The organism is Pseudomonas sp. A-RE-22 (assembly GCF_019956035.1).
Classification (GTDB): Bacteria; Pseudomonadota; Gammaproteobacteria; order Pseudomonadales; family Pseudomonadaceae; genus Aquipseudomonas; species Aquipseudomonas brassicacearum.
In genome coordinates, this window is record NZ_JAHBCZ010000010.1 from 99,155 (window position 1) to 109,617 (window position 10,463).

Annotated in this window: 7 protein-coding genes; 6 read left to right on the plus strand and 1 reads right to left on the minus strand. The window is 61.5% G+C overall.

Annotated features, from left to right (window positions below; all coding sequences use genetic code 11):
• Nucleotides 1-82 precede the first annotated feature (82 nt).
• The 6 genes from KGA89_RS06290 (at nucleotide 83) to KGA89_RS06315 (ending at nucleotide 9,251) form a co-directional block, all read left to right on the plus strand.
• Complete coding sequence (locus KGA89_RS06290; RefSeq protein WP_223470928.1) at nucleotides 83-3,931, plus strand: bifunctional diguanylate cyclase/phosphodiesterase; 3,849 nt, start codon at nucleotides 83-85, stop codon at nucleotides 3,929-3,931.
• 222 nt (nucleotides 3,932-4,153) lie between these two features.
• Entirely contained in the window at nucleotides 4,154-5,407 is a 1,254-nt protein-coding gene (gene glyA, locus KGA89_RS06295) for a serine hydroxymethyltransferase (RefSeq protein ID WP_003205763.1), read from the plus strand.
• A 202-nt stretch (nucleotides 5,408-5,609) separates the two neighbouring features.
• Nucleotides 5,610-6,140, plus strand: a complete 531-nt coding sequence (locus KGA89_RS06300) for a hypothetical protein (protein ID WP_223470929.1) — start codon at nucleotides 5,610-5,612, stop codon at nucleotides 6,138-6,140.
• A 291-nt stretch (nucleotides 6,141-6,431) separates the two neighbouring features.
• Nucleotides 6,432-7,745 carry a C4-dicarboxylate transporter DctA gene (locus tag KGA89_RS06305; protein ID WP_003205767.1) on the plus strand — a complete coding sequence of 438 codons (1,314 nt, stop codon included), beginning with the start codon at nucleotides 6,432-6,434 and terminating at the stop codon, nucleotides 7,743-7,745.
• Between the two features lie 59 nt (nucleotides 7,746-7,804).
• Nucleotides 7,805-8,509 carry a FadR/GntR family transcriptional regulator gene (locus KGA89_RS06310; protein ID WP_003205768.1) on the plus strand — a complete coding sequence of 235 codons (705 nt, stop codon included), beginning with the start codon at nucleotides 7,805-7,807 and terminating at the stop codon, nucleotides 8,507-8,509.
• A gap of 22 nt (nucleotides 8,510-8,531) precedes the next feature.
• Complete coding sequence (locus KGA89_RS06315; RefSeq protein WP_038858937.1) at nucleotides 8,532-9,251, plus strand: GntR family transcriptional regulator; 720 nt, start codon at nucleotides 8,532-8,534, stop codon at nucleotides 9,249-9,251.
• Here the strand turns inward: KGA89_RS06315 and yjiA are convergent.
• The gene (gene yjiA, locus KGA89_RS06320; protein WP_013694246.1) at nucleotides 9,243-10,211 is read right to left on the minus strand and encodes a GTPase; all 969 of its coding nucleotides are present in this window, start codon (nucleotides 10,209-10,211) and stop codon (nucleotides 9,243-9,245) included. The genes KGA89_RS06315 and yjiA overlap by 9 nt on opposite strands.
• Between the last annotated feature and the right edge of the window lie 252 nt (nucleotides 10,212-10,463).

The following is a 10,463-nucleotide window of genomic DNA, read 5'->3' on the forward strand; positions in this document are numbered from 1 at the left end:
AAGTCAAGGCATGCTAGCCGCCCTTCGGGCGTCCGGCTTATAGTGCACGTCGCGCCAGTCCAGCAAACCGCAGGATTACAGCTTGTCCAACGTCACTCCGCCCTTGTCCCCTCGCGCACCCGCTGTCGTGCCCGGCTCGCCCCTGCGCGGGACATTGAAGGGCGGACTGGCCACCCTGGTGCTGCTGTTACTCGGCTTGCTGTTCTGGCAACTGCTCGACCAACTGCGCGAAACCCAGCAGCAACAACGCCAATACACCATCGACTACACCGCCGATCTCGCCGCGCAGGTCAGCCTGAACATGGCCCTGAACGCGCAAATCGCCCTCAACCTGCTACCGATTGTCGAACAACCCCAAACAGGCGACGAGCAGCGGGCCCTGGTGCGTAAACTCCAGCAATCGCTCCCCGAATTGCGCAGCCTGGCCCTGCTGAGCCCCTCCGGCCGAGTGCTCAGTGACAGCGACGCCGACAGCCACGACGCCGATTACCTGGGTGAACTGGTGCGGCGCAGCCGGGCCCAGGCCCATTACTTCAGCAATGCCGAAGACGGCTCCGTGGTGCATCTATTGTTGCACCAGGCCAGCGGTAGCAGCCGTGGCTACTGGGCGCTGCGCCTGAACCCGAAGTTTTTCTCCACCCTGACCAAGCAGACCGATATGGGACTGCGCCCGCTGTGGCTGGTGGAAAACCGTCTCAACCAGCAGATCATCAGCCGCGACGAAAGCCTGCCCTCGAGCAGCCCTACCCATTTGTCCCCGGATGACCTGGAGAACACCGTACTGACCGTGCCCTTGAGCAGCAGCGACTGGCAACTGCGGGGGCTGTTCGACAGGCGCCAGGTGATCGAACAACTGCTGCCGGCCTTCATCGGCAAATGCCTGCTGGGCCTGGCGTTTTCCTTGTTGCCGGTGATTGCGCTCTTGAACATGCGCCGGCGTCAGCGGCAGTTGCATGAAGGTCGGCGGCGCTACCAGGATATTTTCGAAGGCACCGGCGTGGCCCTGTGCGTGCTGGATCTGTCGGGGCTCAAGGCCTTTTTTGAGCGGACCGGCCTGCACACGGGCGATCAATTGCGCGCCTGGACGAAAACTTCCCATCAGCTCGAGCAATTGCGCCAGGAAGTCCACGTCACCGAAGTCAACCAGATGGCGTTGAAACTGCTCAACGTCGATTCCTGCGACCAGGCCTGGCAACTGCTGGTCGGCAAGGGTGCGCAGGACAACAACCCCGTTGGCTCGAAGCTGCTCGAAGCGCTGCTCGATCGACACAAGCAACTGGAACTGGAAATCAAACTCCAGGACGCCCATGGCCGCGACCAGCACCTGTGGCTGGTGCTGCGCCTGCCGGAAAAACAGCAAGACCATAACGCGGTCATCCTGAGCATCAGCGACATCACCAGCCGCAAGCTGATCGAGCTCTCGTTGCTCGAACGCGAGGGTTTCTGGTCCGACGTGGTGCGCACCGTGCCGGATCATCTCTATGTGCAGGACGTCATCAGCCAGCGGATGATCTTCAGCAACCACCACCTGGGCCAGACCCTGGGCTACGACCGCACCGAGCTGCACCAGATGGGCGAGTACTTCTGGGAAATCCTGCTGCACAGCGACGATGCCGATCACTACCACGGCCTGCGCCAGGCACAACGGCGGGGCGGGTACACGCAATTGTTGCAATGCCAACTGCGCTTTCGCCATCGCAATGGCAAATGGCGCTGCTTCGACATCCGCGAGCAGGCACTGGCCCGGGACCGGGACAATCAGGTGACACGAATCATCGGTGTGGCCAAGGACGTCACCGAGCAGATCGAGGCCAGCGAATCGCTGCGTGACAGCGAGCAACGCTACCGGATGCTCGCCGAAAGCATCAGCGACGTGATTTTCTCCACCGACAACAAGCTTTCGCTCAACTACGTCAGCCCGTCGGTGCAAGCGGTACTGGGCTACACCGCCGACTGGATCTTCCAGAACGGCTGGCAATCGATCATCGCCAATCCGCAACAACTGACCGGCATCTACAGCCTGATGGACCGGGTCAGCAAGGCCCTCGACAAGCCCGAACAACTGGCCGAGCTGCGCAACCAGATGCAGACCCAGTTGTTCCTGTTCGACTGCCTGCGTGCCGACGGGCGCAAGATTCCCATCGAGCTGCGGCTGGTACTGGTGTGGGATGAACACGGCGCGTTCGAAGGCGTGCTCGGCGTTGGTCGCGACATAAGCCAGCAGCGTCGCGCTGAAAAAGACCTGCGCATGGCCGCCACGGTCTTCGAGCACTCGACCTCGGCGATCCTGATCACCGACCCGGCCGGCTACATTGTCCAGGCCAACGAAGCCTTCAGTCGCGTCAGCGGTTATGCCGTGTCGCAAGTGCTGGACCAGTTGCCCAACATGCTGACCGTGGACGACCAGCAGGAAGCCCACTTGCGCTACGTGCTCAAGCAGTTGCAACAGCACAGCACCTGGGAAGGCGAAGTCTGGCTCAAGCGCCGCAATGGCGAGCATTACCCGGCCTGGGTCGGCATCACGGCCGTGCTGGATGACGAGGGCGACCTGGCCAGCTACGTATGCTTCTTCAGCGACATCAGCGAGCGCAAGGCCAGCGAGCAGCGCATTCATCGCCTGGCCTATTACGACGCCCTGACTCACCTGCCCAACCGCACGCTGTTCCAGGATCGCCTGCACACCGCGCTGCAATCGGCCGACCGGCAGAAGACCTGGGTCGTGCTGATGTTCCTCGACCTGGACCGCTTCAAGCCGATCAACGACTCCCTGGGGCATGCCGCCGGCGACCGGATGCTCAAGGAAATGGCCACGCGCCTGCTCGGCTGCGTCGCCGACGACGACACCGTGGCACGCATGGGCGGCGACGAATTCACCCTGCTGCTGCAACCACGCGCCAGCCGCGAAATGGCGCTGAACCGGGCCATCAACGTAGCCGAGCAGATCCTCGCCAGCCTGGTCCGGCCATTCGTGCTCGAAGGCCGGGAGTTCTTCGTCACCGCCAGTATCGGTATCGCCCTGAGCCCCCAGGACGGCAACGAACTGAGCCAATTGATGAAGAACGCCGACACGGCCATGTATCACGCCAAGGAGCGTGGCAAGAACAACTTCCAGTTCTATCAGGCCGACATGAACGCCAGCGCCCTGGAGCGCCTGGAGCTGGAAAGCGACCTGCGCCACGCCCTGGAACAGAACGAGTTCGTGCTGTATTACCAGCCGCAGTTCAGCGGCGATGGCAAACGTTTGACCGGCGCCGAAGCCCTGCTGCGCTGGCGCCATCCGCGACGCGGGTTGGTGCCGCCGGGGGACTTCATCCCGGTACTCGAAGAGCTCGGCTTGGTGGTGGACGTCGGCGACTGGGTCATCGCCGAAGCCTGTCGGCAGCTCAGGACGTGGCACCAGGCCAAGGTCCGGGTGCCGAAGGTCTCGGTCAACATTTCCGCCCGGCAGTTCTCCGACGGCCAGCTGGGCACGCGTATCGCCAATATCCTGCGCAGCACCGGCCTGCCGCCGGCCTGCCTGGAACTGGAACTGACGGAAAGTATCCTGATGCGCGAAGTCAGCGAGGCGATGCAGATCCTGGCCGGGCTGAAAAACCTCGGCCTGAGCATCGCCGTCGATGACTTCGGCACCGGTTATTCGTCGCTCAACTACCTCAAGCAATTCCCCATCGATGTGCTGAAGATCGACCGCACCTTCGTCGACGGCCTGCCGTCCGGCGAGCAGGATGCGCAGATCGCCCGGGCGATCATCGCCATGGCCCACAGCCTCAACCTGGCGGTGATCGCCGAGGGCGTCGAGACCCACGAGCAACTGGACTTCTTGCGCGAGCACGGCTGCGACGAAGTCCAGGGCTACCTGTTCGGCCGGCCGATGCCAGCCACCCGGTTTGAAGCGCAGTTCAGCAATGATGCGTTGTTCATGCTCGACTGAGGCCTTGTACTATCTGGGCCGGCCTCTCGCGGGCAAGCCTTGCTCCCACAGGGGAACGAGGGCTTCTGTGGGAGCAAGGCTTGCCCGCGATGAGGCCAGTACAGGCAACACCCCTCTTGCGTGAAACCCATTCGTCCGCGACATGACGCCCTTTCATATGCCTTCCAAAACCGGTTGAGGTAGAATGCCCCCCTTTTCTGCCCCCGATCCTTGAGGACCGCCATGTTCAGCCGTGATTTGACTATTGCCAAGTACGACGCCGATCTCTTTGCCGCCATGGAGCAAGAAGCTCAGCGCCAGGAAGAGCACATTGAGCTGATCGCTTCGGAAAACTACACCAGCCCCGCGGTGATGGAAGCTCAAGGCTCGGTACTGACCAACAAGTACGCCGAAGGCTACCCGGGCAAGCGTTACTACGGTGGTTGCGAGTACGTCGACGTGGTCGAGCAACTGGCCATCGATCGCGCCAAGCAACTGTTCGGTGCCGACTATGCCAACGTCCAGCCGCACGCTGGCTCCCAAGCCAACTCCGCCGTGTACCTGGCGCTGCTGTCGGCCGGCGACACCATCCTGGGCATGAGCCTGGCCCACGGCGGTCACCTGACCCACGGCGCCAGCGTTTCCTCCTCCGGCAAGCTGTACAACGCCATCCAGTACGGCATCGACGGCAACGGCCTGATCGACTACGACGAAGTCGAGCGCCTGGCCCTCGAGCACAAGCCGAAAATGATCGTGGCCGGTTTCTCCGCCTACTCCCAGGTCCTCGACTTCCCGCGTTTCCGCGAGATCGCCGACAAGGTCGGTGCCTACCTGTTCGTCGACATGGCCCACGTTGCCGGCCTGGTCGCCGCTGGCGTCTACCCGAACCCGGTGCCATTCGCCGACGTGGTCACCACCACCACCCACAAGACCCTGCGTGGTCCACGTGGCGGCCTGATCCTGGCGCGCGCCAATGCCGACATCGAGAAGAAGCTGAACTCCGCCGTCTTCCCGGGCGCCCAGGGTGGCCCGCTGGAGCACGTGATCGCAGCCAAGGCGATCTGCTTCAAGGAAGCCCTGCAACCTGAGTTCAAGACTTACCAGCAACAAGTAGTGAAGAATGCCAAGGCCATGGCCGGCGTGTTCATCGAGCGCGGCTTCGACGTGGTGTCCGGCGGTACTGAAAACCACCTGTTCCTGCTGTCGCTGATCAAGCAAGAGATCTCCGGCAAAGACGCCGACGCGGCGCTGGGCAAGGCGTTCATCACCGTCAACAAGAACTCGGTGCCAAACGACCCACGCTCTCCGTTCGTCACCTCGGGCCTGCGTTTCGGCACCCCTGCCGTGACCACTCGTGGTTTCAAGGAAGCCGAGTGCAAGGAACTGGCTGGCTGGATCTGCGACATCCTGGCGGACCTGAACAACGAAGCGGTCATCGACGCCGTACGTGAGAAGGTCAAGGCTATCTGCAAGAAGCTGCCAGTCTACGGCGCTTAATCAGCCCGCTAGAACGAGTTGAATAAGGCCCGCATCGAAAGATGCGGGCCTTTTTTTATTGCCCTGGAAAACAGGGCCAAACAACTAACACCATCCAACACTTAATTTTCTGCAATACAGAAAACCTTACACGCAATTAATAAACCCATACGATCTCTCCTGCCCCCTGAACTTAATCACTCAAAACAGGACGCTTATTCACATGGACAGTGAACAATCCTTTAATGCAACACTCAGCATGTTCAACAGCCGCGTAAATCTACTGGAAAGGCTGCATGGCAAACCCGCGATGGCGACCATCAGTGCATTCAGCGGTGGATTCTTCAGCGGTAGACCCCAAACCCAGGATCACTCAAGCCTGCTCGGCATGCGCGTCGAAGACCAGGCTGTGCGCGGCGAGCCCTTGCGGCTGCACTTGCGGTATACCGCTGGCGGCTACCTCCTGACCCTGAAAAACACCGGTGAACACTACAACAAACTGATCAGTAAAAGCTGGCTCGAAGTGTTTGGGGCAAGTGATCCAAACACTCGCAACCCGACTCTTTTCAGCCTGGTCGATCATCAGCAAAACATCATCACACGCAAGCACATCAAATCCCGCCATGTCCCCATCTCGCTCATGACAGGCAATAAGAAACATGTCGGGGGATTAAGGGTACGCGGCTCGCCTTATCTTTATCTTGCCGAGACAGACGAACAATCAAAAGCGACGTTCATTCTGAGCGTGCTCTGAAGGTCGCCCCTGTTGGCATGTAAAGTCAGTCGAAGGGACGAAGCACGACCCTTGTGGCGGGGCGGTTATTGACCACCCGTCATTTTTTCTTTTGAGAAAACGCTCAAGCACAGGGCTTTCGCCTCAACTGGTAAGACCGGTCATGCCAAACCAGCACAATCGAGCTTGCATCCCCGCAAAAACAGCGTCTAGACTGCGCCTGCACTGGACAAACCGGTAAGACCACAATAATGAAGTCCCGACGCCAGCCCTCCCCTGGCGAACAAGGACACCGAACCAGGAATCCCTCCCATGCTCAAATGGTGCTCGCGGTCGATCTTCCTTCAAGTTGTCCTCGGACTGGTGCTCGGCATCGTCTGTGGACTTACCCTTCCTGAATACTCTGCACAACTCAAACCCCTCGGCGACGGCTTCATCAAGCTGATCAAGATGCTCATCGGCCTGATCGTGTTCTGCGTGGTGGTCAGCGGTATCTCCGGCGCCGGCGATCTCAAGAAGGTCGGACGCATTGGCCTCAAGTCGGTCATCTACTTCGAAATACTCACCTCCATCGCCCTGGTCATCGGCCTGGTCCTTGCTTTCAGCACAGGCATTGGCAGCGGCGCGAACATCCACCTGGAGCAGCTCTCCAGCGCGGACGTGAACGATATCGCCCAGCGCGGCCAGCACATGGTCACCACCACCCAGTTCCTGATGAACCTGATCCCGACCTCGGTGATTGGCGCGTTCGCGGAAAACAACATCCTGCAGGTACTGCTGTTTGCCGTGCTGTTTGGCAGCGCGTTGAACCTTGTTGGTGACGCCGCTTCCGGCATTTCACGCCTGATCAACGAACTCAGCCACGTGATCTTCCGCATCATGGGCATGATCGTACGGCTGGCCCCGATCGGCGTCTTCGGGGCCATTGCCTTCACCACCAGCAAATATGGCCTGGATTCGCTACAGCACCTGGGCAGCCTCGTTGGCCTGTTCTACCTGACCTGCATCGCCTTTGTCGCGGTGATCCTGGGTGCGGTGATGCGCGTGTCGGGCCTGCCGATGCTGCCATTCCTCAAATACCTGCGCGAAGAGCTGCTGATCGTGCTCGGCACCGCGTCGTCCGATGCCGTGCTGCCACAGATCATGCGCAAGCTCGAACACCTGGGGATCGGCAGCTCCACCGTGGGCCTGGTCATTCCAACCGGCTACTCGTTCAACCTGGATGGTTTCTCGATCTACCTGACCCTGGCCATTGTCTTCATCGCCAACGCGACCGGCACGCCCCTGGCCATGAGCGATCTGTTGACCATCCTGCTGGTCTCGCTGATCACCTCCAAGGGCGCCCATGGGATTCCCGGCTCGGCGCTAGTGATCCTGGCAGCGACGCTGACCGCGATCCCGGCGATCCCGGTGGTCGGCCTGGTGCTGGTGTTGGCCGTGGACTGGTTCATGGGCATCGGTCGCGCCCTGACCAACCTGATTGGCAACTGCGTGGCCACCGTGGCGATTGCCCGCTGGGAAAAAGACATCGACATCCCTCGGGCGCGCAAGGTGCTGTCCGGCCAACAAGGCTATACCTTCCAACCCAGGAAACCGGTGGGCAGTGCCCATCACCAGCAATTCTGAAAGACGACGATGCCGGCCCGCGAACCGGCATCGCCTGATCGATTTCCAAGGAGTCACATGTGATCAGTTCATCGACCGTCGTCAATTCCGTGGTGGAGAAACTCCGCGCCGCCCTCGCCCGAGGCCAATGGCGCTCGGGCGACATGCTGCCCGGCCAGCGCGAGCTGGCCGAGCAACTGGGCATCAGCCGGCCAAGCCTGCGTGAAGCGGTGATTGTGCTGGAAACCCTGGGCCTGGTGCGCTCGATGCCCGGCAAAGGCGTCGTGGTGCTGGAGGCCAATCTCAACGATGCTGCCGGTGAAGGCAGCGCCATGGCCGGCGCGAGCCTGGAAGACCTGCTGCAGCTGCGCTACACCCTGGAGCCGTTCATCGTCGGCCTTGTGGCCCAGTCCATCAGCAGCAAAGAGGTCGGCCAGTTGCGCCTGACCCTCATGGACATGCGCGAAGCCCTGGAAGCCAACGACAGCGACGCCTGCGCCAACGCCTACATCGCCTTCCATGAAGAATTGTTTGCCCTGACATCCAACCCGATCTTCCAGAACGTGGTCCAGCAGACCAGTAACGCCCTCAAGCAGAGCGCCGATGTGTTGCGCAATTCGCCCGAGCACCTGGCTGAACGCCTGGAAGAAAACGAAGCCGTGGTCCGTGCCATCCGGGGCAAGAACAGCGCCCAGGCCAGCGCCGAAATGCGCCGGCACATTCTCCGGGAAGGCCAGCGCATGGGCATCGAATTGAACATTCCGGACGACAACCTCGGCACCTGAGCCATTGCCTGTGGAGACCGCCATGAACAACCTCATGCCCCATCAACCCCAGCACAACCACAACGTGCTGGCCGCCCTGCCCCCGCCCGGCCGGGTCGGCAAACCGTCGGTGGACGATATCTACCCGCGGATCTTCGACGCCATCCTCGAACAACGCATCGCCCCGGCCAGCCGCTTCACCGAGGAAAGCCTGGGGGATGTGTTTGGTGTCAGCCGCAGTGTCATTCGCCGCGTTCTGGCGCGCCTGTCTCATCAGCAAGTGGTGATCCTGCGGCCCAACCACCGGCCACAAGTCGCTGCGCCAGACCTGGAGCAGACCCGGCAGATCCTCCACGCTCGCCGCCTGGCTGAGCAGACCCTGGTGCGCCTGGCCTGCAGGGCGCCGCAGCCCAAGGACTTGCAACAGCTGCGCGATCTGGTGGAACGCGAGCGCCAGTGCCTGGATCGTGGTGAACGTGGCCCGGCGATCCGCCTGTCCGGCGAGTTTCATCTGCAACTGGCCGCCATGGCCGGCAACGCGCCGTTGATGCAATTTCTCGGCAGCCTGGTGCCGTTGACCTCGTTGGCCCTGGCGCGACACGAGATCAAGTCCCGCCGGCACTGCGCCTGGCAGGAACACCTGGCAATCGTCGACGCAGTGGAAGGCCGCAACGTCAACGAAGCGGTGCGGCTGATGGACGAGCACCTGGACCATCTGGAGCAAAAACTGCTGCTGGCCGCAGGTACGGGTTCGTCAAAGTAGCGCGGCTTCGAAACCGGCGCGGATCTTCTCTTCCGGCAGTTCGTCGGCGATGAACACGATCACGCTTTCCCGGGCTTCGCCGGGGGCCCATTCGGTGTCCCAATCGAAACCGTACAACTTGAGCACGCCCTGGAACACCAACCGACGGGGTTCGCCCGCGATGTTCAGCACGCCCTTGTAGCGCAGCAATTGCTTGCCGTGTTCTTCCAGCAACTGGTTCATGAACTCGCTGAGCTTGTCGATATCCAGCGCCTTGTCGGTACGCAGCACCAGGCTGCTGATGCGATCGCCCGGGGTGGCCTTGCCGACCGGTCGCAGGCTGAACCCCGCGCCCAGGTCCGCATTGAGATTGAAGCCGCGGATGTCGAGCAGCTCGGCCAGGTCGATCTTGCCGTGCTCGACCACCCTGATGGGTGCCCGTCGGTTGATGCGCGTCAGGCGCTCGCCAAGGGCCTGGACCTGGGCCGCGTCCACCAGATCGGTCTTGCTCAAGAGCAGGCGGTCGGCAAACCCGACCTGGGCCTGGGCGATGGCCTGGGTCAGGTGGACATCGGCATGAGCGGCGTCCACCAGCGTAAGAATGCCGTCGAGGATATAGCGCTCGCGCAGGTCCTCGTCGATGAAGAACGTTTGCGCCACCGGGGCCGGGTCGGCCAGGCCGGTGCATTCGATGACCAGGCGATCGAAGGCGATCTCGCCGCTGTCCAGCCGCTCGAGCAACAGGTACAGGGCCTTGGTCAGGTCGGTGTGGATGGTGCAGCACACGCAACCGTTGGCCAGGGTCATGACTTGCACCGGCTCGTCGCCCAGCAGTTGGGTATCGATGCCGGCATCGCTGAATTCGTTCTCGATCACGGCGATTTTCAGGCCGTGCTCGGCCTTGAGCAGATGGCGCAACAGCGTGGTCTTGCCGGCGCCGAGGAAGCCGCTGAGGATGGTGACCGGGATGGGAGAGGACAAACTGAATCTCCTTGATGCCTGAAAGGGAAGCGGTTTTGTGGGAGCGAGCCTGCTCGCGAAGGCGATGGATCAGTCGACATTATCATTAACTGACACTCCGCTATCGCGAGCAAGCTCGCTCCCAAAGGGGATCTGTGGTGTATGCACATCTTGAGACCACCCCAAAAACAACTGTGGGAGCGAGCCTGCTCGCGAAGGCGGTGGGTCAGTCAACATCAATGCTGCTGATCCACCGCCTTCGCGAGCAAGCCC

Bases quoted from the DNA above. Each gene is read 5' to 3' on its own strand.
- KGA89_RS06305 (WP_003205767.1), top strand. From the start codon at position 6,432: ATGCTCAAATGGTGCTCGCGGTCGATCTTCCTTCAAGTTGTCCTCGGA.
- KGA89_RS06300 (WP_223470929.1), top strand. From the start codon at position 5,610: ATGGACAGTGAACAATCCTTTAATGCAACACTCAGCATGTTCAACAGC.
- glyA (WP_003205763.1), top strand. From the start codon at position 4,154: ATGTTCAGCCGTGATTTGACTATTGCCAAGTACGACGCCGATCTCTTT.
- KGA89_RS06315 (WP_038858937.1), top strand. From the start codon at position 8,532: ATGAACAACCTCATGCCCCATCAACCCCAGCACAACCACAACGTGCTG.